Below are 23637 nucleotides of genomic sequence, written 5' to 3' on the forward strand. Positions count from 1 at the left end.
TCAGGTAATCAGGCATGGGTGAACAACAGTCAACGTGATCAACCGGATGGCGGAGTCCGGTTGACACACCGTCGCCCCCGCCGCGTTCCCGCCCCGGCGCCGCCCGCGGAGCACCGCGGGACCCGCGGCGGCGCCGGGGAAGGGCCGCGCCACGTGCGGCGACGCCCTCGACCAGTCCCACGGCGGGCCACGTGGTGCGGTTCCGGTGCAGGTCGGAGGTCGAACCGCAAGTGTGTTCGGCATTACACCCGATCGGCGCCAACCCCGTCGCCGAGCAGAGTGGAACCGCCGCACAGCCGCCCGGTTCCGCGCTGCCGAACCGGAGCTCCGCCTCGGCCGCACGGATTCTGGGCCTCCCCGTCGAGGTCAGCGCCGCGACCCCGGTTCTACAGTGGTCGGGCGGTGCTACCGGCGGCGAAGCGGCGGCACCGCCCGAGCAGAGGGAGCCCCGCATGACCGTCCGCATCCGCCCCGACCTCGACCAGCTGCCCGCCTACGTCGCCGGCCGCACCGTCGCCGGATCGCTCAAGCTCGCCAGCAACGAGGTCTCCGCGGGTCCGCTGCCCGGCGTCACCGAGGCCATCGCCCGCGCCGCCGCCGACGCGCACCGCTACCCGGACATCGGCGCCGCCCGCCTCACCGAGGAGCTCGCCACCCGCCTCGACGTCGATCCGGGCCGCATCGCCGTCGGCTGCGGCTCCGTCGCCCTGTGCGAGCAGCTCGTCCAGATCACCTGCACCGCCGAGGACACCGTCGTCTACCCGTGGCGGTCCTTCGAGGCCTACCCGATCCTCAGCAAGATCGTCGGCGCCACCGAGGTGCAGGTGCCGCTGACCGCCGAGCACGCCGTGGACCTCGACGCGATGGCCGCCGCGATCACTCCGCGGACCCGGCTGGTGTTCGTCTGCTCCCCGAACAACCCGACCGGTCCCGCGCTGCGCCGCGCCGAGCTGGAGCGGTTCCTCGACGCGGTGCCCTCCGACGTGCTCGTCGTCTTCGACGAGGCCTACCGCGAGTTCGTCACCGACCCGGACGTGCCGGACGGCGTCGAACTCACCGCCCGCTACGACAACGTGCTCGCGCTGCGCACCTTCTCCAAGGCCTACGGCCTCGCCGGGCTGCGCGTCGGCTACGCCATCGGGCCCGCGCACGTCGCCGAAGCGCTGCGCAAGGTGTGCATCCCGTTCAGCATCAACGCCGTCGGCCAGGCCGCGGCGATCGCCTCGCTGGCCGCGCAGGACGAGATGCGCGCGCGCTGCGCCGCGATCAGCGCCGAACGGGTGCGGGTGCGCGACGAACTCCTCGCCCTCGGCCACGACGTCCCCGAGACGCAGGCGAACTTCGTGTGGCTGCCGCTGCGCGAGCGCACCGGCGAGTTCAACGAGCACTGCCTCGCCGAACGCGTCGTGGTGCGCGCCTTCGCCGGCTCCGGCGTGCGCATCACCATCGGCGACACCGCGGAGAACGATCTGCTGCTCGGCGCCGCGAAGTCCTTCCCGCTGCACGGCTGACGAAGCTCGATCCACCGGCCCCCGCGTTGCTACCGTGCCCGCACAACGCGCAGATCGGGGGCCGGTGATGGCGGCGGAACACGTTCCGGGCGGAGTGCGGGCGAGCTGGCTCGTGGTGGACGCCGACACGGCGGAAGTGCTGCGGCGGCACGGAGAACGGCACCGCTACCGCTCCGCTTCGCTGGTGAAACCGCTCATCGCGCTCGACCACCTGCGGCGTGGCGGCGAGCCGTCCGCGGCCGAACGGGCGCTGCTGGAACCGATGCTGCGCTCCAGCGACGACGACGCGGCGAGCGAGCTGTGGGACCGCGGCGGCCGGGAGCGGATCGTGCACCGCACCGTCGCCGAGATCGGCCTCACCGGGACCGAACCGCCGCGCGACCCGGACATGTGGGGCTACGTGGTGCTCACCGCCGCCGACGTGGTGCTGGCGCTGCGGCACCTGCGGACCGCCGGGAGCGCGGGCGATTTCGTGCTGGAGCAGCTGCGGCGGTTCACCCGGCACGGCACCGACGGCTTCGACCAGACCTTCGGCCTCCCCGCCGCCGGGGCCGAGGTGGACGCGCTCAAGCAGGGCTGGTCGGGCTTCGGGCTCGGGCCGAACGAGACGCCCCCCGAACCGGCGGCCGAACGGCGCAGGATCCCGGACGAGCGGATCGACCTGGAACACCCGGCGATGCACACCAGCGGCCTGGTGCGCCGCGGCGACCGGCTGCTGATCGTCGCCGTCTGCACGCTGCACCCGGCCGGAACCGGCTGGGACACCGCAGCGGAGACGATCACCGGGCTCACCCGGTCCCTCCTCGACTGACCGGATTCCCGGCTGCGGCGAGGGGAAGGGCGGAACGGTGGTGCCCGGCGAAGAGAGGGGGAGTACTCCGCCGGACACCCCGCGAGGTGTGACCGCCGGTCGGACCGCAACGACCGCGACGAGCACGCAGCCGAACCACACCGACAGCGAATCTAGCCGCGCAGCCGGCGGAAACGTCGTGCGCAGCCAGCATGATCGCACTTTCGAGTGGAAGATCCCGCCGGTTCAGCGCGCGGCCGAGCCGATCTCGTCCTGGGCGGGTGCCGCGGCCACGGCCCGCTGTTCGGCCCGCTCCTCGGCCCGTTCCTCGGCGGGCTTGGCGGCGACCGCCTCTTCGCTGACCCGCTCACCGCCGCGGCGGCGGAAGAACTGGAAGCCGGGGATGCCGACGATCGCGCGGCGCACGTCGTGGGTGACCTCGAGCAGCTCGTGGATCTCCGGGCCCACCTTGTCCAGGGTGCGCAGGATCGGCAGCACGTCGGACAGCACGTGCTCGGTGAGCACCGGCAGCTCGTCGACGAGGCGGATCGCCGCGTCGACCTCCTTCTGCGAGAGCTCGTCGACGAACAACTGCGCCATCGGGGCCGCTTTGCGCGCGAGCGGTTCGTAGGCGGCGAGCAGCTCGTCGGCCACCGCGGCGGTCCGCTGCACGTCGCGGACGGTGCTCGCGGCGGTGTCGCTGACGGCGCCCGCGGACTCGACGATGGTCTGGGCTTCGGCGGAGATGGTGCTCGCGGCTTCGACGGTGCGGCCTGCCGCGGCCGCCACGACCTTGGCTTCGCGCAGCACCTCGTCGACCTCGTCGACGGTGCGGCCGGTGCGGGCGAGGATCTCCTCGGCGCCGTCGACGACGGCGTTCACCCGGTGCAGCAGGGTCTCGACGCCGTCGACCAGACCCAGCACCCGGGCGGGAGCGGCGGCGACGGTGGTGGCGGACTCCACCGCCCAGCCGACCGTGGAGCGGGCCATTCCGAGGACGTCGCCGGGCGTGGGGATGCGGATCAACATGTCACCACTGTGCACGTGCCCGCACCTCGCCGACCACGGTGCGGGTCGGAACGAGGTGCGGGCACGGTGCGAATCGGGGCGAAACCGGTCAGCCGGTCACGGCGGCGTGGCCGGCGACCGCCACCGGGCTGGGCGCGGCGGGCAGCTCTGCGGGCGAGACCTGCTCGGGAGCGCTCGGCGCGGGTGCGGGCGCGGGAGCCGGGCCGGGGCCAGGCCCACCCGGTCCGGGGCCACCGGGGCCGGGCAGCTCGGGGAGCTCGCCGCAGTCGTCGCAGCCGCCGCAGTCGTTGTCGTCGCAGTCGCCACCGTGGCCGGGCTTCTCCGGCTTCTCGTGGTCCGGCTTGTGCGAGGGGTGGTCCCCGACCGGAGCGTTGTCGCAGCTGCCGGACTGCGGCGACAGGATGTCGACCACCGCGCCGACGACCGCGACGCTGTTACCGCACAGCTGAATCGGAGCGATGCTCGCGTCGTTGTCGTTGCCGACGTTGATCCCGTCGTTGTGCGCGCTGTCGGCGAACGCCGGAGCGCCTGCGAGCAACAAGCCAGCGGTCGCGGTGATCACACCGGCGAAGCGTGCTTTTTTGTGCACTGTCGCACTTCCTTCGTTTCGATTTCCGGGATTTCTGTGGTGGCCGGCTTTCCCGTGTTCGGTTCCGCCCGGCCGGTCGCGCCAGGACCGCGTTCGCCCTGCCGCCTTCCCGCCGCGTTCCGCTCCGCTGTTCGCGACTGCTAGTGCAGCAGCACGAGTGTTCCCAGCGGGAGCGTGCTCAGCAGCCGTAATGCATCCGGCGGCACTCGCACGCATCCGTCGCTGGCTGCTTCGCCGAACACGGCCGGGTCCGGCCAGCCGTGCAGTGCGACGGTTCCCGGTCCGCCTCCGTAGCTGTTGAACGTTTCGGAATGCGTACCGAGCGGAAGGATGATGGGGCTGAACTTGGTGACCGTTTCCTCGATCGCGGCCATCAGGTAGGTCCGGCCGCGGGGTGTCGGGGAGTCGGACGAGCCGACGCCGACGGTCCAGCTGCCGATGTTCCGGTCGCCTTCCCACACCACGAGCCGACGCGCGTCCACGTCGACGTCGACGTGGTACGGCGTGCGGGCCTGGGTGACGGGAGCGCCGTCGAGGTGGACCCAGCCGGTGCTGCTGTTGGGACGGGAGGGCAGCAGCACCTGGCCCCAGCCGCGGTTCCGGGCGATCAGCGGCACCCAGGTCGGGTTGCCGAGCTGGGTGGCGGGCAGCCGCGCGAAGGGGGTGCCGCCGGGCGCGTCGTGCACGGCCACGTCGTGCTCGATCCGCAGCACGACCCCGTCGGTGCCGACCTGCGGTGCGGGGTCGGCGGCGGCGCCCTCGAGGTCGCCGAAGGTGCTGGCCTCGGGGAGTCCGGTGAGGTCGATCCGGTCGGCCTGTCCGGCCGGTGCGGAGGCGGCGTGATCCGCTGCCGGAGCAGGTGGCAGCGCACCGCCCCCGCACCCGGCGAGCAACGCCGCGAGGCCACCGGCGAGCAGCGAGGATCGCGCGCGGCCGAGCACCCGGCGGCGTGCCGGGGCGCTCGGGGCGGATCGCGTTCGCGCAGTCATGGCTCGTCCTCGGTTCCTGGCCCGGTCGTTGCCGGGTGCGGCGATGCGGTGGGGGAATGCCGAAGGGCATTCGGAAGTTCGGTCCGATCGGGGGAGGTGCCGGATCACCGGGTACCGCCGATCAGGTGCCGGGCGGACGCTAACCCACCGCCTGGACCGCTCCAAACGGAAAGGTACGCACGTGCACGGTGGTGCCGTTGCGTCGAATTCGTTGCTGAGCAGCGGAAACCGGCGTTTCAGGTGGATCTGCCGGAAACGCCGAGAATTCGTTGTCCCACCATTGGGTACATAACTTCACCGTTTCGGGTGACCCATTTCGGGGGATTCGCGTGGGCCGGCGGCCCGCTGCCGGATGAGCTCGAACAGCGGTGTTCGGCCGATCCCGTGATCAGCGTCCTCCGTGTTCCGCCGGACCGCCACCGCTCGGCGGCGTGCGGCGCGAAATGCGAGGTGCAGCCCGGCTCGGCCGGACCCGGGCCCGACCTTCGCCGACAGGCCGCGCGGGCCACGGTCCCGGTCGACCCCGCCGGACCGTGCCGTCCGCGCGCCGTGGGATCACGGCCTGGAAATGCGTCGATCCCCGTCCGAGGACGGGGATCGAGGGTGCCGCGGAGGAAGTGGCGGGGTGCTCAGTCCACCCACGGTCCGTGCTGGACCTCGACCTGGCTCGGACCGTCGTAATCCGCGCCGTGGACGGGCTTGCAGTAGATGGCGTAGTAGTCATCAGGCGTGTTCGGGTCGTTCTGCATCTGCCTGACCTTGTCCAGGCAGGCGTCCGAGGTGGGGTAGACCGTCGGGAGCGTCTCGAGCTGTTCGGGGCCCGCCGACGCCACGCCGGTTCCCAGCAGGGAAGCACCTGCACCGGCCACGCAGAGAGCCGCTGTCGCCAGGGCCTTGCCGAATCGCATCTGAACTCCTCGTCGAGGTACGGGTGGAAAGCGAACGCATCGCCGGAACGCACGCTATTCGCGGGAAGAACGCACCGGCGCCGGCTCGCCCGCGCCGCCCGGGAAACCCCTCGGCGACCGTCCGGAGCCACCACCGATGCCGGCTGCACGGTCGGCAGCTCGTTGCCACCGACCAGCGAGGAACCGTTCGGCCGGCGGAACGATTCATCGAGCACCCGCACTCCGGGCATTGACGCCCTGGTCCGGCGGAGTGCGGGAGAACGTCGCTCCCGGGACCACGCACCGGCCCCGCGAGCACCGCCGACTCCCCACCGGCGCGCCCCACCCGCAACGCTCAGCGACGCCACACCCAGCAGTGCTCCGAAGCGCGCCCACCACGGACCGGAGCGAACCCACTCCGCGCAGCACGATGGCCTGCCCCATTCATGTCGACTGCGCGCACGGGAGGAATCAGCGGCGGATTTCGGTGCTCCGGATCAGCCGGGGTTCGACCCGGGCACCGGCGGTTCTGCAGCGACAGCCGCCGGATCCCCGCGAAAGATCCGAGCAGGACGCGACAGAGCCCGGCGGGGAAATCCTCGCCGGGCTCGGTTAGTGCTGGTCTTCGTTGCGGAAGCGGGGGGATTCGAACCCCCGGTCCCTCTCGGGACGCTCGCTTTCAAGGCGAGTGCATTCGGCCGCTCTGCCACGCTTCCAGGGCCGGAGCCTAGCCCGCTGGGGCGGTTCGGAGGACAGCGGGGAGGGGCCGAGCTCAGGCATCGGGGCGGTCGTGCAGGCGGGTGCGGAGGCGCTCGAAGACCGCTGCGAGGACCTGCTTCTCGGCGGGTTCCAGGAGGTCGATGAAGTGCTCGCGGACGCCTGCGACGTGGGTGGGCGCCGCGGTGCGCAGGACTTCGAGGCCGCGGTCGGTGAGGACGGCGAGGACGCCGCGGCCGTCTTCGAGGCAGTCGTTGCGGCGCACCAGGTCGGCGTTCTCCAACCGGCGGATCTGGTGCGAGATGCGGCTCTTCGAGTGCGCCACGTCGCGGGCCAGTTCGCTCATCCGCTGCTGCCTGCCGGGCTGTTCGGACAGCCGCACCAGGATCTCGTAGTCGGCGATGGACAGGTTGTGCGCGGCCTGCAGCTCCCGGTTCAGCCGGTGCTCCAGCAGTGCGCTGCCCTCGATGTACGAGCGCCACGCCACCATCTCGTCGTCGTCGAGCCAGCGGACCTGCTCTTCGCTCCCATCGATCACGCCCACCAGGTTAGTCCGCGGTCGGTGATCACCGGGGTGGATCGGCAGGACGGGCCGCCGGGCTCCCACCGCGGACCGCCTGCGCCGAACGGGTGCGGCGGCGCGGTGGCGGTGGACGGACCCGGGATTCCGAGTGCCGCAGCTGACGTCCCGAACGCAGCCGACGTGCGGACCCGATTCCGGCCGTGCCGCTGCCGGTTTGCCGAACGCACCTGATGTGCGGATCCGATTCGAACGCACCCGATGCGCGGACCCGATTCCGGCCGTGCCGCTGCCGGTTTGCCGAACGCACCCGATGTGCGGACCCGGTTCCGGTCCCCCGCCGCGTGCCTCCCGAACGCGCCGAGCGGTCGGACCCGAGTTCCGAGTGCCGCCGCGGGCTTCCTGAATGCACCGGACGTGCGGATTCGGGTTCCGGCGGCCGACTCCCGAACGCGCCGGGCGGCCCACCCGGTCCGGGCGGGCCGCTCGGCCGCCGGTCAGCGGACCGCGTGCTCCCCGAGAAGGGGGAGCGGTGCGGCCGCGGTGCGCTGGGCGGTGCGGCGCTGCGCGCCGTTGACGTTCTCGGTGCTCTGCGCGTACCGGCCGATGGTGTCGGCGAGCGCCTTCGAGTTCCGCTCCAGCGCCACCTTGTCCACATTGGACAGGTCGTCCTGCGGGGTGTGGTAGTTCGGGTCGAAGGTCCGGCCCGCGGTGCCGCCCCACTTCGCGGCCTGCTCCTCGGTCTTCGTGCCGTCGCCGCCGGTGAACAGCCCGCCCGCGGGGATGCCGTTCGCGATGAACTCGCCGTAGTCCGAGCGGCCGTCGAAGTCGGTGCCCTCGGCCTCGACACCCTGCTCCGCGAGCGCCGCGACCAGGTCCTGCTCGATGGCGCCGGAACCGTGCGGGCCGGGGCCCGCGCCGACGCCGTCCGAGTCGTCGCCGTCGTAGGCGAAGTACCCGGCGTTCGGGGAACCGATCATGTCGAAGTTCAGGTACAGCGCGATGTCCAGCTGCTGCTCGAACCCGAGGCTCTGCACGTACTTCGTCGATCCGACGAGGCCGGATTCCTCGGCGCCCCAGAACGCGAAGCGCACCGCGTTCTCCGCGCCGGGGTTCCCGCCGAGGGCCTCGGCGGTGGCGAGGAGCCCGGCGGTGCCGCTGCCGTTGTCGTTGATGCCCGCCCCTTCGGGAACGCTGTCCAGGTGAGCCCCGGCGACCACCACGTTGTCGGTGCGGCCGCTGCGGGTCTGGGCGATCACGTTGCGGGTGGTGATGTCCTCCAGCCTCGACTGCACGTCGAGGTGCACCGGCGCCCCGGCCTGCTCGGCGAGCCGCTGCCCGGTGGCCAGGTCCACGCCCGCGCTGGGGATCCGCGCGTCGGCCGGGTCGCCCAGGGTGCCGTTCAACGGGCCTTCGACGTTGTTGTAGACGATCGTGCCCGCGGCGCCGAGTTCCGCGGCGACCAGCTGCTTCTCCGCGAACGTGCAGGAGCCGCGCTGCACCAGCACCACCGAACCCGCCACGTCCGCCGGGTAGTCGGCCGCTTCGCAGCCTGGCGTGTCGTCGACGGCGGCGACGGTCAGCGGCGCGGTGATCCCGCCCGGCTGAGTCGCAGGGGAGTACTCCAGCGCACCGCCCTCGACGGGGGCTCCCGCCACGTCCAGCGCGAACGAGTCCAGGAAGAACGCCTGGTAATCGAACTCCGGGGTGGTGACGTCGAAACCGGCCGCGCGCAGCTTGCCCGCCACGTAGTCCACGCTGGCCTCGTAACCGGGCAGCCCGGAGGCGCGGTTCCCGTCGTGCGTGTCGGCGATGCGCTGCAGCGCGATCAGGTGCCGGTGCACCGCGTCCACCTCGACCCGGTCGCCCAGGTCGGTGGCGGCGGCGGAAGCAGGAGCGGCGGCGAGCAGCATCGCGGCGAAGGTGGCGAACGCGGCGGTCGCGCGGCGACCGGGTTTCACAGCACTCATGTTCTGTTGGCTCCCCAAGGTGAGTTCGTGACGATCAGCTTCGACAGCTCCCCCGACGGAGTCAAGAATGTCCGAATGGTGGTCCTGGCGGGCGTTTTTCCCGATATTGCCGGAGCGCGTGCAGGTATTACCGTCGGTGCCATGCATGCCATCGCGATCCGTGAACCGGGGAACCCGGAAGTGCTGGAGTGGACCGAGCAGCCCGATCCGCGGCCCGCGGCCGGCGAAGTGCTCGTGGAGGTCGCCGCCGCCGGGGTGAACCGGGCGGACCTCTCGCAGCGCCAGGGCAACTACCCGCCGCCGAAGGGCGCCAGCGAGATCCTCGGCCTGGAGTGCTCCGGCACCATCGCCGAGCTCGGCGACGGCGTCACCGGCTGGCAGGTCGGCGACCAGGTGTGCGCGCTGCTGTCCGGCGGCGGCTACGCCGAGCGCGTCGCGGTGCCCGCCGCGCAGTTGCTCCCGGTCCCGGACGGCGTCGACCTGGTCGACGCGGCCGGGCTGGTGGAGGTCGCGTGCACCGTGTGGTCGAACGTGGTCATGGAAGGCGGCCTCGCCGAGGGCGAGCTGCTGCTGGTGCACGGCGGCTCCGGCGGCATCGGCACCAGCGCCATCCAGATCGGCCGGGCGCTGGGCGCGCGGGTCGCGGCGACCGCGGGCGCGCCGGAGAGCATCGAGTTCTGCCGGGAGCTCGGTGCCGATCCGGTGATCAGCTACCGGGACGAGGACTTCGTGGAGGTCGTGAAGGGCCTCGGCGGGGCGGACGTGGTGCTGGACAACATGGGCGCCGCCTACCTGGACCGGAACCTCTCCGCGCTCGCCCCGGACGGGCACCTCGCCGTGATCGGCATGCAGGGCGGCCGCAAGGCCGAACTGGACCTGGGCAAGATGCTGGTGAAGCGGCTGCACATCTCGGTGCTGGGGCTGCGCGGGCGGCCGGTGGACGGCCCGACGGGGAAGGCGGCCATCGTCGCCGACGTGCGGGAGAAGCTGTGGCCGCTGGTCGCCGCCGGGAAGGTGCTGCCGATCGTGCACGACCGCGTCCCGCTGCCGGAAGCGGCCCGCGCGCACGCGCTGCTCGAAGCGGGCGGCGTGCACGGCAAGATCCTGCTCACCCGATCGTGACCAGGTGAGTGGCCCATTCGCCCAGCCTCACTGGGCGGGTGGGCCACTCACCTCGGTGCGGGGTCAGGTGAGGGCGGCTACTGCGCGGAGGAGCTGGTCCACCTCGTAGGTGTTGGTGTAGTGGGTGAGGCCTACGCGCACCGCGCCGCCGACCTCGCCGACGCCGAGCACCGCGAACACCCCGTGCGTCCCGGGATCGGCGAACGCGCAGACGCCCTGCTCGGCGAGGTGCTCGATCGCGTCCACGGCCTTCACCCCGTTCACGGTGAACGCCATCGACGGCACCCGGCGCATCGCGTCGCCGATGACCATCACGTTCCGCAGCCTGCGCAGCCCGCCGGTCAGGTTCGCCAGCAACCCCGCCTGGTAGGCCTTCACCGAGCTCAGCGAGGTCAGCAGCCGCTCCCGGCGCGGTCCCGCGGCGGCGTCGTCCAGCCCGGCCAGGTAGTCCACCGAGGACACCAGCCCGGCCAGCAGCGGGTAGGCGTGCGGACCGAGCTCCAGCCGGTCCGGGCCCCGCCAGCCGGGTTCCAGCGCCGCCGAGGGCAGCTGGTCGATCATCGCCGGATCGCGGAACACCAGCGCGCCGACCGGCGGCCCGCCCCACGCCGAGGCGTTCAGCGCGAGCACGTCCGCGCCCGTCGCGGTGATGTCCAGCGGCAGGAACGGGGCGGCGGCGGAGGCGTCGACGACGACCAGCGCGTCGTGCGCGGCGGCGATCTCGGCGATCTGGCGGACGTCCGGGCGGGTGCCGACGGCGCCGGAGGCGGCGGTCACCGCGACCACCTTGGTGCGCTCGTCGACCAGGTCCTGGTACTGCCAGGCGGGCAGCTCGCAGGTCTCGATGTCCACCTCGGCCCAGCGCACCTGGGTCCCGGAGCGCTGCGCGGCCCGCTGCCAGCACACCACGTTGGAGGGGTGGTCGAGCCGGGACACCACGACGCCGTCGCCGATCATCCAGCCGTCGCCGAGCCCGTCGGCGAGCCGTTGCAGCAGCACGGCGGAGTTCGGCCCGAGCACCACCCCGGCGGGGTCGGCACCCACGAGATCGGCCAGTGCGCGGCGGGCGGCGTCCACGATGGCCTCGGCGCGCTGCGATGCGGGGAAGATCCCGCCAGGTCCGGAGACGGGGGCGCGCAGCGCGGTGGACACCGCGGTCGCGACCTGCTCGGGAACCTGCATGCCCGCCGGGGCGTCCAGGTGCACCCAGCCGTCACCGAGCGCGGGGAACAGCCCGCGAACTGCAGCGACGTCGAACGCCATGGTCATACCGTACGGAGCGGGACCGGGCGGACGACCGCCGGGTGGTCTGATCCAGCGCGCCACGCGCACCCGGCGGCCCGGGACGCGTCAGGATGGTGGGCATGAACCAGAACGAGCAGGACCAGCAGCGCGAGATCTTCGTGGTGGGCGAGGGCACGCCGCTCGGCTCGGGCGGCGACCCGTCCGCGGAGGCGGTCGGGGAGCGGGAGAACGTCGGTGAGCTCGTCGAACAGCCCGCGAAGGTGATGCGCATCGGCACCATGATCAAGCAGTTGCTGGAGGAGGTGCGGGCGGCGCCGCTGGACGAGGCGAGCCGCAGCAGGCTCAAGGAGATCCACCAGTCCTCCATCCGCGAGCTGGAGGAAGGCCTCGCCCCGGAGCTGATCGAGGAGCTGGAGCGGCTGTCCCTCCCGTTCGCCCAGGAGTCCACGCCGTCCGAGTCGGAGCTGCGCATCGCGCAGGCGCAGCTGGTCGGCTGGCTGGAAGGCCTGTTCCACGGCCTGCAGACCGCGCTGTTCGCCCAGCAGATGGCCGCGCGGGCCCAGCTGGAGCAGATGCGGCGCGGCCTTCCCGCGGGCAGCGCGGGGGAGGGCGACGTGGGCCCGCAGTCGCGGGGAACCGGCCAGTACCTCTGATCGGAGCAGCGCCGCCGGGTGTCCGGTATGCCGAGAGTGATCGCGGCAGCGATGCCCTGTACTCGGTCGGGTGTGGCCGGTGGGTACTCTGACGCACCGTGCAGGCCACTAGCACGCAAGAGCGCCCTCCGGCCCCGCCCGAGACGTCCGCACGGACTTGGCGCAAGGCGTTCCAAGACATCGCGCAAGGTTTCCAGCAGCAGCAGCTCTGGGCTCATCTGGGCTGGCAGGACATCAAGCAGCGCTACCGCCGCTCGGTGATCGGCCCGCTCTGGATCACCATCGGCATGGGGATGACGGCGACCGCGCTCGGTCTGCTGTACTCCCAGCTCTTCGAGCAGGACATCAAGACCTTCCTGCCGTACCTGACGGTCGGGTTCATCGTCTGGAACTTCATCCTGGGGTGCCTGACCGAGGGCACCGAGGTCTTCATCTCCAACGAAGGCCTGATGAAGCAGCTACCGGCTCCGTTGAGCGTGCACGTGCTCCGGCTGGTCTGGCGCCAGGCGCTGCTGTTCGCCCACAACATGGTCGTCTACCTGGTGGTCCTCGCGATCTTCCAGATGCCGATCGGGTGGAGCGTGCTGCTGGCCTTCCCGGCGTTCCTGCTGCTCATGATCAACGGCGCGTGGGTGGCGCTGCTGTTCGGCGTCATCGCGACGCGGTTCCGCGACATCCCGCCGGTGATCAACAGCCTCACCACGCTGCTGTTCTTCATGACCCCGATCGTGTGGGACGCGAAGATCCTGGAGGAGAAGGGCATCGGGTGGCGGGCCAACCTGGCCGAGATCAACCCGCTCTACCACTACATCCAGATCATGCGCGACCCGCTGATCGGTGGCGACGAGAAGTTCTACCACTGGGGCATCGTCCTCGGCTGCACCGTCGTCGGCTGGCTGCTGGCGCTGCTCGTGCTGCGCAACTACCGCGCTCGCGTCACCTACTGGATCTGATCGGGGGTTCTGCACATGGTCAGCATCGACGTCTGGAATGCCGCGGTCGACTTCCCGATCTTCGACGCCAAGTCCCGCTCGCTGAAGAAGGCGGCGCTGGGACGGGCCGGCGGCAAGATCGGCACGGACAGCCGGGTTCCGATCATCGAGGCCCTGCACGACATCGACCTCTCGCTGCGCCACGGCGACCGGGTCGCGCTGGTCGGGCACAACGGCGCGGGCAAGTCCACCTTGCTGCGCCTGCTGTCCGGCATCTACGAGCCCACCCGGGGCAGCGCCCGCGTGGTGGGCAAGGTCGCGCCGGTCTTCGACCTCGGCGTCGGCATGGACCCGGAGATCTCCGGGTACGAGAACATCATCATCCGCGGGCTGTTCCTCGGCATGAACCGCAAGCAGATGGAAAAGCGGATGGACGACATCGCCGAGTTCACCGAACTCGGCGACTACCTCGGCATGCCGCTGCGCACCTACTCCACCGGCATGCGGGTGCGGCTCGCGCTGGGCGTGGTCACGTCCATCGACCCGGAGATCCTGATCCTCGACGAGGGCATCGGGGCCGTGGACACCGAGTTCCTGGACAAGGCGCGGGACCGGCTCAACGACCTGGTCAAGCGCTCCGGCATCCTGGTGTTCGCCTCGCACTCGGACGAGTTCCTGATGGAGCTGTGCACCACCGGGCTCTGGATGGAGAAGGGCGGCATCCGGGAGCACGGCTCGCTGCGCAGCGTCCTGACCTCCTACAAGGGCAAGGACCCGTTCGAGAACCTCAGCCCGGAAACCCTGGAGCGGATCGGTGAGTCCGCCCTGATCGAGAGCGACAAGGCGCCATGACGACCGACTCCGCCGAGCAGCCGCAACTCCCCGCCGACTCCGTCGTCGCGGTGATCGTCACCAGGCATCGCCGTGAGCTGCTCGCGGAGTCGCTCAAGGTGATCGCCACCCAGACCCGGGTGCCCGACCACCTGATCGTCGTGGACAACGGCCCCGACCAGCCCGCGCGGCAGGCCGTCGAGGACTGCCCGATCCCGTCGACGTACCTGCCCTCGCAGCGCAACCTCGGCGGTGCCGGTGGTTTCGCGCTGGGCATGCTGCACGCGCTGGCGCTCGGCGCGGAGTGGGTGTGGCTCGGCGACGACGACGGCAGGCCCGCCGACGACCACGCGCTGTCGACGCTGCTGGAAGTGGCGCGCACCCGGAAGCTCGCCGCCGTCTCGCCGGTCGTGGTGAACATCGACCACCCGGAGAAGCTGGCGTTCCCGCTGCGCCGCGGCCTCACCTGGAAGCGGCACCCGGAGGAGCTCGGCGCTCCCGGCGGTGACGCGGACTTCCTGCCCGGCATCGCGTCGTTCTTCAACGGCGCGCTGTTCCGCGCGGCCACGCTGGACGTGGTGGGCGTGCCGGACTACCGGCTGTTCTTCCGCGGTGACGAGGTGGAGCTGCACCGCCGGGTGGTGCGCTCGGGCCTGCCGTTCGGCACCTCGCTGAAGACGCGGTTCGTGCACCCGGACGGGTCGGACGAGTTCAAGCCGATGCTCGGTGGCCGGTTCCACGCGCAGGACCCGTCGGACGCGAACAAGCGCTACTACACCTACCGGAACCGCGGCTACCTGCTGTCGCAGCCGGGGATGCGCAAGATCGGGATGCTCGAGGTGCTGCGGTTCGGGCTGTACTTCGTCGGCCACCGCCGGGACCCGAAGGCGTTCCGGGAATGGCTGCGGCTGGTCCGGCAGGGCCGCCGGGAGCAGTTCTTCCGCCGCTGATCGGGGTCGCGCGCGTTCCGCCGTTCGGCGGAACGTGAATCTTTCTAGCGTATTTGCCGCTTGAGTGTCCACTGCGGTAGAAGTATGCTGTGGTCAACAAGAAGCTGAAGCCGGCCAAGGTGCTCAGCCTGGCGCGCCGCGCGGCTCGCGGCGCGAAGGCGACGATCAAGGAGATCCCCGGAAGGGGCAAGGGTTCGCACCGGATCTTCGCGGTCTACGACCGGGACGGTGTGGAAGTGGCCAGATTCGGTTTAACGGGGCACAACAAAGAGATCTCCTGGCATGTGCTGACGCATGTCGAGACAGGTTTGGCCCCCGTGTTCGGCGAGAAGTGGCTGGAGGACCGATGAGCGCAACGCAACGTGCCGGCGACTACCGAGTGGACGTGAGCCGGGAGTCCTCGGGCTGGGTCGCGGTGGTCCGCGGACTGCCCGCCGGGGCGACCGAGGTCGACCACTTCGACGAGCTCGACGTCGAAGTGCGGGACCTCATCGCCGGTCTCGCCGACCGGGAACCGGACTCCTTCGACCTCTCCTGGCACTACCGCCAGGGCGACGTCGAGTACACCCGCCCGGTCGAGGAGCTGGTCCACTGGCGCGAGCAGTCCCGGCAGGCCGCGGAGAACGCCGAACGCGCCCGCCTGGAGATCATCACGACGCTGCGGGCGGCGGGGTTGAGCCAGCGCGTCATCGCCGAGGTGATCGGCACCTCGCACCAGCGCGTGGCGCAACTGCTGGCGGAGGCGTCCTGAACGTCCCCGGCGCCCGGGTCACCGGGCGGTCACCGGCGGATCACGGGACGCTGAGAGCGACCTGAGAATCACTCGATCGGTACTGCTCATGGAGCCGGGGAAGATCTCGATCGGAACCGCACCGAACGCGCCGGACGTCCCCGGACCAGCGACTACTATTCTCCTGGCGTGCGTAAGGGGCAGGAAGACAGCAGTCGCAAGGACGACCCATCGGAGTCGTCCGAGGATCGACCGGCGGACTCTCCGGCACGCCCGGCGGCGAACCGGCGCGACCCGTCCGCGAAGCAGCTGAGGTGGTTCGCCTCCGTGCTCGGACTGCTCGGCGCGGTCCTGGCCATCGCGGTCCCCTTCCTGCCGGTCGAGCACGACGTCAACACGTTGAGATGGCCCACCGCGCAGGGCACCGAATCGGTGTCCGCGCCGCTGGTGAGCTTCGAACCGCTGTGGATGAACGCGACCGTGCCGTGCACCTCGATCCGCAGCCTCGACGCGCGCACCCAGGGTCCGGCGAACCTGCTGAGCACGAACCCGCCGGACTCCGACTACGGCAACCTCACCGGGATGACCCTGCAGGTCGACAACGGCCAGGTGACGCTGCTGTCGAAGGGGCAGCAGATCAGCACGATGCCGCTGCCGCCGGGGGACTGCGCCATCACGGTGCGCTCGGACGCGGTGGGCACCAAGGTCGAGCTCGGTGACGAGAAGCTGGCGAACATGCGCGGCGACCAGCGCCCGCAGCTGACCGGCATCTTCTCCGACCTGGACGAGAACGCCGACGACATCCGGGGCCTGTCCTTCGAAGCCCGCATCGACAACCGCTACGAGAGCAGCGCGACCCCGATCAAGATCGCGGTGATCGTGCTGGCGCTGGCGGCGTTCGTCGGTTCGGTGGTGTGCCTGCGCCGCCTGGACGTGCGGGCGGGCCGCCGTCCGCCGCGCTGGGCGCCGCTGGGCTGGTGGAAGCCGACGCTGCGGGACCTGGCGGTGTTCGGATCGCTGGTCGTGTGGTGGATCGCGGGCGCGATGACCTCCGACGACGGCTACATCCTCACCATCGCGCGGGCGCGGGAGAGCGCCGGCTACATCAGCAACTACTACCGCTGGTTCGCGGTGCCGGAGGCGCCGTTCGGCTGGTTCTACGAGCTGTACTCGGTGTGGGTGCAGGTGTCCACGGCGACGCCGTGGGTGCGGCTGCCCGCGCTGCTGATGGGCTCGGTCAGCTGGCTGCTGATCAGCCGCGAGGTGCTGCCCCGGCTCGGCCAGCAGGTGCGGCGCAGCAACGCGGCCGGATGGGCCGCGGCCGCGGTGTTCCTCGCGTTCTGGCTGCCCTACAACAACGGGCTGCGGGCCGAGCCGGTGATCGCGCTGTTCTCGCTGCTGGCGCTGTGCGCGGTGGAGCGGGCGGTGGCCACCGGCCGGTTGATGCCCGCCGCGCTCGGCCTGGTGGTGGCGGCGCTGGCGCTCGGCGCCGGTCCGCACGGGCTGGTGGCGGTGCTGCCGTACGTGGCGGCGCTGAAGCCGCTGCTGCGGCTGGTGCGGCAGCGCGCCAAGGACTACGGCTGGTTGCCGGTGCTGGCGCCGATCGCGGCCTGCGGGTTCGTGATCCTCACCGCGGTGTTCGCGGACCAGACGTGGGGTTCGGTCATGGACGCCACCGAGCTGCGCACCGAGCTCGGGCCGAGCGAGGACTGGTACCAGGAGCTCAACCGCTACAACCTGCTGTTCAGCCCTACCCCGGACGGTTCGCTGGTGCGCCGGTTCCCGGTGCTGCTGGTGATGCTGTGCCTGGCGACCTGCGCGGTGATGCTGCTGCGCCGGGGCCGCATTCGCGGTGCCGCGCTCGGCCCGAGCCGCCGCCTGCTGGCGGTCGCGGCGCTGTCCTTCGTCGCGCTGGCGCTGACCCCCACCAAGTGGTCGCACCACTTCGGGATCTTCGCGGCGGTCGGCGGTGCGTTGGCGGCGTTGACGGCGCTGGCGACGAGCAGCACGGTGCTGCGGTCCCGGCGGAACCGGGCGGCGTTCTTCGCCGGCCTGATGGTGATCTGCGCGTTCGCCGCGACCGGCCCGAACGCCTGGTGGTACGTGTCCGGCTGGGGCGTGCCGTGGTTCGACAAGCCGCCGTCGATCAAGGGGCACGACGCGAGCACGCTGCTGCTGGGCATCGCCGCCATCGCGGGCATCGTCGCGTTCGTCGAGCACCTGCGGCTGGACGAGAAGAACCCGAAGCTCGTGGAGCTCCCGGACAAGACCGGGATGGAGAAGCGCAGCCGCGCCCTGCGGCTGGGCACCGCCCCGCTGGCGATCATCTGCGCGCTGCTGGTGCTGGGCGAGCTGGCGACCTTCGGCAAGGTCATCCAGAAGCAGGCGGGCAGCTACAGCCTGGGCATGGACAACGTCAAGCAGCTGGCCGGGTCCAGCTGCGGCCTGTCCGACTACGTCTACGTGGAGACCGATCCGAAGGCGGGCATGCTGCCGGTGTCCGGCGCCCAGCCGGGCACGCCGTCCCCGGACTTCGAGGTGCCCAAGCGCGCCCAGGACAAGGAGGACGCCCGCCAGTACCTGGGCGCGAAGATGGAGGGCTTCCGCCGCCCGGGCCTGCCCGTCGGGGACGGTTCGGACCCGGAGGAACCGGACTGGCGCCCGCCGCACCAGTTCGGCGACGACACCGCCCCGGTGTGGGGCAGCTACGACGAGGCGGGCACCGGCACCGGCGAGCTGCGCACCCAGTGGTACGACCTGCCGGAGCGCGCGGCGACCGGCGAGGTCCCGGTGGTGCTGAGCCTGGCCGGTTCGGAGTCCGGGGCGAACGCGCTGGTCCTCGAGTTCGGCCGGGACACCCCGCAGGGCTTCGAGATGATGCATCGCCAGTTCGTCGGCCAGGGCCCGGGACCGTCGTGGCGGGACTACCGCTACACGGTCGGCGGCGACGCCGAGGGCGCCACCAAGATGCGGGTCGTCGCGATCGACCAGGCGGTGTCGCCGAACGGCTGGCTGGCGGTGAGCGCCCCGCGCGCGCCGCAGCTGTCGAACATGACCGACGTGGTCGGCGACGCCCCCACGTTCGTGGAGTGGACGGCGGCGCTGGTGCACCCGTGCCTGAAGATCTCCGGCATCAGCGGCGGCGTCGCCGAGATGCCGCGGTTCCGGGTGTCGGCGGGCGCCGAGGTCCGGGACATCGGCGCGGGCTGGTCCTCGCCGGACGCGGGCGGCCCGTTCGGCTGGATGAACGTGAGCTCCAGCGTGCGGGAGCTGCCGACCTACATGCGCGGGGACCTGAACCGGGACTGGGGTTCGCTGTACGAGGTGGACCCGTACGAGCCGGACGCGCTGCCCGCGCAGGCGGCCATGGAGGTGCACTCCGAGACGCACTCCGGCCTGTGGTCACCGGGGCCGCTGACGAAGACGGTCCAGCTGCCGGGCGACGTGCCCAGCTCCGACGACCGCAACGACGTCAAGCAGCTCGGCGGTGACGACGACCAGCAGTGAGGAGCCCGTCCGGAACGGCCCGCGCCGCGGGTCGTTCCGGCGGACCCCGAGCCCGAGCGACGACGGCCCGCCCCGCCGATCTCCGGTGGGGCGGGCCGTTCCTCGTGTCCGCCCAGGGTGAAAAAGCCTGGTGGCGCGTCCGCCCAGGGTGAAAGCGGCTGTCGCCGGAGCCCGCGCGGTGGTGCGCTGGGGCCATGAGCGAAAAACGACCTGGATTGGTCCTGCACCTGGCCGGCGTGTCCCAGCCCCTGCACATCGCGTTGGACGCGACCGAGGCCGAGACGCTGGACGGGCGCCTGGCGGAGCTGATGGGCTCCGGCGGCACGACGCTGCTGACGACGGCGGACGGCGGCAAGTTCGCGGTGAACTTCGCGCACGTCGCGACCGCGCACGTGGAGAGCTCCCGTTCGGACAGCAACGCCTACGGCGCGCCGAACCGGCCCACCGGGTTCAGCCGCTGACGGGCCGGTGCCGGGTCAGTCGCGGAAGACGACCCACTTCAGCATCACGAAGTTGATCAGGGTGCCGAGGCCCTGGGCGATGACCCAGAACAGCCCGAACTGCCACGCCTCGTGCGCCTCGAAGATCCGGCACAGCAGCTCGTTCGAGCCCATGTTCACGAAGAACGTCGTCGTGTAGACGATCGCGAACGCCCCGGCCTTGGCCGTGGAGTTGCCGGTGCTCGCCCCGCTGAAGGTGAACTTCCGGTTGATCAGGTACGAGGCGGTGGTGCCGAGGATGAAGGAGATCGACTTCGACAACCAGGTCGGCCAGCCCAGCACGCCCAGCAGCACCGAGTACGTGCCCGCGTCGATCAGCGCGCAGAACCCGCCGATGGCCACGAAGCGGAAGAGTTGCTGGAACAGCCCGAGCTTCTTGATCTCGGTGTCTGCACCGGATTCGGCCACGGCCACTGGTTCACCCCAAGTGTCGGCAACGAGCGTCGGTACGGCTGGCCCGGAGGCGGACGACCACAAGTCGCCCCGAAAAGTGTAGCGGCGAAGCTCTGCACCGTCGGGGACACCTGTGCTAGGCCGCCGCTACCCGCCCGTACCCGGGGGCGCGGCGCGGATAGACTCGGCTGGGTGGGATCGGTACAGCACGAACACGCGACCAGCCAGCGGTTGACCGGCTGGGGGCGCACGGCGCCGACCTCGGCTCAGGTCGTGAGCACCCCGGACGTCGACGTGATCGCGAGAGCGGTCCGCGAGGCGGGTGCGCGCGGCGTCATCGCCCGCGGCCTCGGCCGCAGCTACGGCGACCCGTCGCAGAACGCCGGTGGCACCGTCATCGACATGACCGCGCTGAACCGCGTGCACCAGGTGGACGCGGACGAGGCGACGGTCGTGGTGGACGCCGGTGTCTCGCTGGACGTGCTGATGCGCCGCCTGCTGCCGTACGGCCTGTGGATCCCGGTGCTGCCGGGCACCCGCCAGGTCACCGTCGGCGGCGCCATCGGTTCCGACATCCACGGCAAGAACCACCACTCGCAAGGTTCGTTCGGCAGCCACGTGCTGTCGCTGGACCTGCTCACCGCCGACGGTTCGGTGCGCACCCTGTCGCCGCAGGGCGCCGGTGCCGAGCTGTTCTGGGCGACGGTCGGCGGCATGGGGCTGACCGGGATCATCCTGAAGGCGACCATCCGGCTCAAGCGCGTCGAAACGGCGTACTTCCTGGTCGACAACGTGCAGACGAAGAACCTCGACGAGCTGATCGAGCACTTCACCGACGGCTCCGACGGCAACTACATCTACTCCGTGGCCTGGTTCGACTCGCTGGCGCGTGGCGAGAACCTGGGCCGCGCGCTGTTGACCAGGGGGAACTCCGCGACGCTGGAGGACCTGCCGAAGAAGCTGCGCAAGGACCCGTTGAAGTTCAACGCCCCGCAGCTGATGACCGCTCCGCCGATCTTCCCGAACGGGCTGGTGAACAAGTACACGATCACCACCTTCAACGAGGTCTGGTACCGCAAGGCGCCGACCAGGTTCGGGATGGTGCAGAACATCACCCAGTTCTTCCACCCGCTCGACCTGGTCGGCGAGTGGAACCGGGTGTACGGGCCGAACGGGTTCCTCCAGTACCAGTTCATGGTGCCGTTCGGCCAGGAGGACATGTTCCGCCGCTCCATCGACAAGATCAGCGCGAGCGGGCACGTGTCGTTCCTGAACGTGCTCAAGACCTTCGGCGCGGGCAACGAGGCCCCGATGTCGTTCCCCAGCGAGGGCTGGACGCTGACCGTCGACATCCCGATCACGGCGGGCCTGGACCGGCTGTGCCGGGAGCTCGACGAGCTGGTGCTCGACGCGGGCGGGCGGCTCTACCTCGCCAAGGAGTCGCGGACGACGGCGGAGATGATCGAGCGGATGTACCCGCGCATCCACGAGTGGCGCAAGATCCGCGCCTCGGTCGACCCCGAGGGCGTGTTCCATTCCGACCTGTCCCGGAGGTTGAGCCTGTGACCGGAGCGTTGCAGAACCGGAAGCTGATGGGCTGGGCGCGCACCGCGCCGACCCACGCCCAGGTGCTGAGCACCCCTGACGTCGACGCGATCGCCCGCGCGGTCCGCGAGGCCGATGAGCGCGGCGTCATCGCCCGCGGCCTCGGCCGCAGCTACGGCGACGTGTCGCAGAACGCGGGCGGCACCGTCGTCGACATGACCGCGCTGAACCGCATCCACGACATCGACCCGGACGGCGCCGTGGTCGACGTGGACGCCGGCGTGAGCCTGGACCAGCTGATGAAGGCGGCGCTGCCGCACGGCCTGTGGGTCCCGGTGCTGCCGGGCACCCGCCAGGTCACCATCGGCGGGGCCATCGGGTGCGACATCCACGGCAAGAACCACCACTCGCACGGCAGCTTCGGCAACCACGTGCTGTCGATGGACCTGCTCACCGCCGACGGCGAGGTCCGCACCCTGACCCCGGACGGGGAGGGCTCGGACCTGTTCTGGGCGACGGTGGGCGGAGTCGGCCTGACCGGCATCGTGCTGCGCGCCAAGGTGAAGATGAAGCGCACCGAGAGCGCGTACTTCATCGTCGACGCCGACCGCACGAAGGACCTGGACGAGACGCTGGAGCTGTTCTCCAACGGCTCCGACATGAACTACGACTACTCGATGGCGTGGTTCGACGCGATCTCCACCGGCCCGAAGCTGGGCCGCTCGGCGTTCTCCCGCGGCTCGCTGGCCAAGCTCGACGAGCTGCCGCCGAAGCTGCGCGCCGACCCGCTGAAGTTCGACGCCCCGCAGCTGCTGACCTTCCCGGACGTGTTCCCGAACGGGCTGGCCAACAAGCTGACGTTCAGCACGCTCAGCGAGGTCTGGTACCGCAAGACGCCGAAGGCGGGCCGCGGCCAGGTGCAGAACCTGACGGCCTTCTACCACCCGCTGGACATGTTCGGCGAGTGGAACCGCGCCTACGGTTCCAAGGGCTTCCTGCAGTACCAGTTCATCCTGCCGTTCGACCAGCACGAGGCGCTGCGCACGCTGGTGAAGCGCATCGCCGAGTCCGGCCACGTGTCGTTCCTCAACGTGCTCAAGCGGATGGGCGACAGCAGCCGCGCGCCGCTGTCGTTCGCGATGCCGGGCTGGACGATCACCGTCGACTTCCCGATCAAGGACGGGCTGAGCCGGTTCTGCCAGGAGCTGGACGAGCTGGTGCTCGGCGCGGGCGGGCGCCTGTACTTCGCGAAGGACTCGCGGACCACGCCCGAGATGATCCAGCAGATGTATCCCCGCCTGGACGAGTGGCGCAAGGTCCGCGCCGCCGTCGACCCGCAAGGAATCTTCCACTCCGATCTGTCCCGAAGGTTGGCCCTGTGATCGACGCCGTTGGAAACCCGCAGTCCCTGTTCATCCTCGGTGGTACGTCCGACATCGCGTTGGCGACCGCGGAGCAGTACGCGAACCAGCGCCCGCTGCGGATCGTGCTGGCCGCGCGCCCGGAGGAGGCCGACCTCGTCGCTGCCGCCGCGGAGCGGCTGCGCAAGACCGGCAGCACGGTCAGCACCATCGAGTTCGAGGCCACCGACCCGGAAACGCACGGCGACGTGGTCGAGAAGGCCTTCGCCGACGGCGACATCGACGTCACCCTGGTCGCCTTCGGCGTGCAGCTCGACAACGAGAAGTGCTGGACCGACCCGGCCGCCGCACGGCTGACCGGTGAGGTCAACTACCTGGCGCCGATGTCGCTGGGCGTGCACCTGTCGAACAAGCTGCGCAAGCAGGGCCACGGGCACCTGGTGATGATGGCGTCGCCGGCCGGTGAGCGTGCCCGCCGGACGAACTTCGTCTACGGCTCCGCCAAGGGCGGCATCGACCTGTTCTACTCCGGCCTGACCTACGCCCTGGAGGGCTCGGGCGTGAAGGTCACGGTCGTGCGCCCGAACTTCGTGAAGACGAAGCTCACCGCGGGCATGAAGCCGGCCCCGATGGCGCAGACGCCGGAGCAGGTCGGCGCGGCGATCATCGACGCCGTCCGCAAGGGCAAGGAGTCCATCTGGGTTCCGGGCCAGATGCGCTGGGTGATGGTCGTGCTGCGGCACCTGCCGCGGGCGATCTTCCGCAAGCTGTCGTTCTGATCTCGACCGCACGAAGGGCCGCCGGGTGCACCGGCGGCCCTTCGTCGTGTTCGGGCGTGGTTCCGGCGGAGCTCGTCCCGCGGGATC

The 23637-nt window shown here is 71.0% G+C and carries 22 protein-coding genes and 1 tRNA gene; 14 read left to right on the forward strand and 9 right to left on the reverse strand.

Translation table 11 applies throughout. The features are described 5' to 3' along the window. The first annotated feature begins 452 nt into the window (after window positions 1-452). Both hisC and AC29IT_RS10570 read left to right on the forward strand, forming a co-directional pair. Window positions 453-1511: a histidinol-phosphate transaminase gene (gene hisC / locus AC29IT_RS10565; protein WP_488218596.1), complete on the forward strand. Its 1059-nt coding sequence runs from the start codon at window positions 453-455 to the stop codon at window positions 1509-1511. Between the two features lie 67 nt (window positions 1512-1578). Then, window positions 1579-2322, forward strand: a complete 744-nt coding sequence (locus AC29IT_RS10570; protein WP_488218597.1) for a hypothetical protein — start codon at window positions 1579-1581, stop codon at window positions 2320-2322. Window positions 2323-2547: 225 nt separating this feature from the next. Here AC29IT_RS10570 and AC29IT_RS10575 read toward each other — a convergent pair whose 3' ends face one another. The 7 genes from AC29IT_RS10575 to AC29IT_RS10605 all read right to left on the reverse strand — a co-directional run bounded on the left by AC29IT_RS10575 (window position 2548) and on the right by AC29IT_RS10605 (window position 9002). Further along, on the reverse strand, window positions 2548-3330 hold the full coding sequence (locus AC29IT_RS10575) for a hypothetical protein (RefSeq protein WP_488218598.1): 783 nt from the start codon (window positions 3328-3330) through the stop codon (window positions 2548-2550). An 88-nt stretch (window positions 3331-3418) separates the two neighbouring features. Continuing rightward, on the reverse strand, window positions 3419-3892 hold the full coding sequence (locus tag AC29IT_RS10580) for a chaplin family protein (RefSeq protein ID WP_358440281.1): 474 nt from the start codon (window positions 3890-3892) through the stop codon (window positions 3419-3421). 167 nt (window positions 3893-4059) lie between these two features. Then, window positions 4060-4908 (reverse strand): L,D-transpeptidase, encoded by an 849-nt coding sequence (locus AC29IT_RS10585; RefSeq protein WP_488218599.1) that lies wholly within the window; start codon window positions 4906-4908, stop codon window positions 4060-4062. 629 nt (window positions 4909-5537) lie between these two features. Further along, window positions 5538-5816 carry a hypothetical protein gene (locus AC29IT_RS10590; protein ID WP_488218600.1) on the reverse strand — a complete coding sequence of 93 codons (279 nt, stop codon included), beginning with the start codon at window positions 5814-5816 and terminating at the stop codon, window positions 5538-5540. Window positions 5817-6426: 610 nt separating this feature from the next. Continuing rightward, window positions 6427-6511, reverse strand: a tRNA-Ser gene (locus tag AC29IT_RS10595). Window positions 6512-6567: 56 nt separating this feature from the next. Continuing rightward, the gene (locus tag AC29IT_RS10600) at window positions 6568-7002 is read right to left on the reverse strand and encodes a MarR family winged helix-turn-helix transcriptional regulator (protein WP_255614547.1); all 435 of its coding nucleotides are present in this window, start codon (window positions 7000-7002) and stop codon (window positions 6568-6570) included. 527 nt (window positions 7003-7529) lie between these two features. Then, a complete protein-coding gene (locus AC29IT_RS10605) occupies window positions 7530-9002 on the reverse strand; it encodes a M28 family peptidase (RefSeq protein WP_488218601.1) in 1473 nt (490 codons plus the stop codon). A gap of 141 nt (window positions 9003-9143) precedes the next feature. Between AC29IT_RS10605 and AC29IT_RS10610 the strand changes: the two genes are divergently transcribed. Then, window positions 9144-10124 carry an NAD(P)H-quinone oxidoreductase gene (locus AC29IT_RS10610; protein ID WP_358440215.1) on the forward strand — a complete coding sequence of 327 codons (981 nt, stop codon included), beginning with the start codon at window positions 9144-9146 and terminating at the stop codon, window positions 10122-10124. A 63-nt stretch (window positions 10125-10187) separates the two neighbouring features. On the opposite strand, the gene AC29IT_RS10615 is transcribed toward AC29IT_RS10610, so the two are convergent. Then, on the reverse strand, window positions 10188-11387 hold the full coding sequence (locus AC29IT_RS10615) for a cysteine desulfurase-like protein (protein WP_358440212.1): 1200 nt from the start codon (window positions 11385-11387) through the stop codon (window positions 10188-10190). A 101-nt stretch (window positions 11388-11488) separates the two neighbouring features. Here AC29IT_RS10615 and AC29IT_RS10620 point away from each other — a divergent pair, with 101 nt between their 5' ends. From AC29IT_RS10620 to AC29IT_RS10655, 8 genes are all read left to right on the forward strand, one after another. Continuing rightward, complete coding sequence (locus AC29IT_RS10620; protein ID WP_358440209.1) at window positions 11489-12022, forward strand: bacterial proteasome activator family protein; 534 nt, start codon at window positions 11489-11491, stop codon at window positions 12020-12022. A 98-nt stretch (window positions 12023-12120) separates the two neighbouring features. Further along, on the forward strand, window positions 12121-12975 hold the full coding sequence (gene wzm, locus AC29IT_RS10625; RefSeq protein ID WP_358440207.1) for a galactan export ABC transporter permease subunit Wzm/RfbD: 855 nt from the start codon (window positions 12121-12123) through the stop codon (window positions 12973-12975). 15 nt (window positions 12976-12990) lie between these two features. Then, complete coding sequence (gene wzt, locus AC29IT_RS10630; protein WP_358440205.1) at window positions 12991-13806, forward strand: galactan export ABC transporter ATP-binding subunit Wzt/RfbE; 816 nt, start codon at window positions 12991-12993, stop codon at window positions 13804-13806. Continuing rightward, on the forward strand, window positions 13803-14735 hold the full coding sequence (glfT1, locus tag AC29IT_RS10635) for a galactofuranosyltransferase GlfT1 (RefSeq protein WP_358440202.1): 933 nt from the start codon (window positions 13803-13805) through the stop codon (window positions 14733-14735). Before wzt ends, glfT1 begins: the two co-directional genes overlap by 4 nt. Window positions 14736-14824: 89 nt before the next feature. Then, a complete protein-coding gene (locus tag AC29IT_RS10640) occupies window positions 14825-15085 on the forward strand; it encodes a hypothetical protein (protein WP_358440199.1) in 261 nt (86 codons plus the stop codon). Next, complete coding sequence (locus AC29IT_RS10645; RefSeq protein WP_258345004.1) at window positions 15082-15486, forward strand: MerR; 405 nt, start codon at window positions 15082-15084, stop codon at window positions 15484-15486. The genes AC29IT_RS10640 and AC29IT_RS10645 overlap by 4 nt, the downstream gene beginning before the upstream one ends. A 168-nt stretch (window positions 15487-15654) precedes the next feature. Beyond that, a complete protein-coding gene (locus AC29IT_RS10650; RefSeq protein WP_488218602.1) occupies window positions 15655-18972 on the forward strand; it encodes an arabinosyltransferase domain-containing protein in 3318 nt (1105 codons plus the stop codon). Between the two features lie 236 nt (window positions 18973-19208). Further along, the gene (locus AC29IT_RS10655; protein WP_488218603.1) at window positions 19209-19433 is read left to right on the forward strand and encodes a hypothetical protein; all 225 of its coding nucleotides are present in this window, start codon (window positions 19209-19211) and stop codon (window positions 19431-19433) included. Between the two features lie 15 nt (window positions 19434-19448). On the opposite strand, the gene AC29IT_RS10660 is transcribed toward AC29IT_RS10655, so the two are convergent. Further along, on the reverse strand, window positions 19449-19886 hold the full coding sequence (locus AC29IT_RS10660; protein WP_358440189.1) for a GtrA family protein: 438 nt from the start codon (window positions 19884-19886) through the stop codon (window positions 19449-19451). A gap of 171 nt (window positions 19887-20057) precedes the next feature. Here AC29IT_RS10660 and dprE1 (AC29IT_RS10665) point away from each other — a divergent pair, with 171 nt between their 5' ends. From dprE1 (AC29IT_RS10665) to dprE2, 3 genes are read left to right on the forward strand one after another with little or no spacing between them, the layout of a single operon-like run. Continuing rightward, window positions 20058-21431, forward strand: coding sequence for a decaprenylphosphoryl-beta-D-ribose oxidase (gene dprE1 / locus AC29IT_RS10665; RefSeq protein WP_488218604.1), 1374 nt, complete (start codon window positions 20058-20060; stop codon window positions 21429-21431). A 26-nt stretch (window positions 21432-21457) separates the two neighbouring features. Next, a complete protein-coding gene (gene dprE1 / locus AC29IT_RS10670) occupies window positions 21458-22792 on the forward strand; it encodes a decaprenylphosphoryl-beta-D-ribose oxidase (protein ID WP_358440324.1) in 1335 nt (444 codons plus the stop codon). Further along, window positions 22789-23550, forward strand: coding sequence for a decaprenylphospho-beta-D-erythro-pentofuranosid-2-ulose 2-reductase (dprE2, locus tag AC29IT_RS10675; protein WP_488218605.1), 762 nt, complete (start codon window positions 22789-22791; stop codon window positions 23548-23550). The genes dprE1 (AC29IT_RS10670) and dprE2 overlap by 4 nt, the downstream gene beginning before the upstream one ends. Window positions 23551-23637 lie beyond the last annotated feature (87 nt).

It is taken from the genome of Saccharopolyspora sp. MMCC62 (assembly GCF_057736575.1).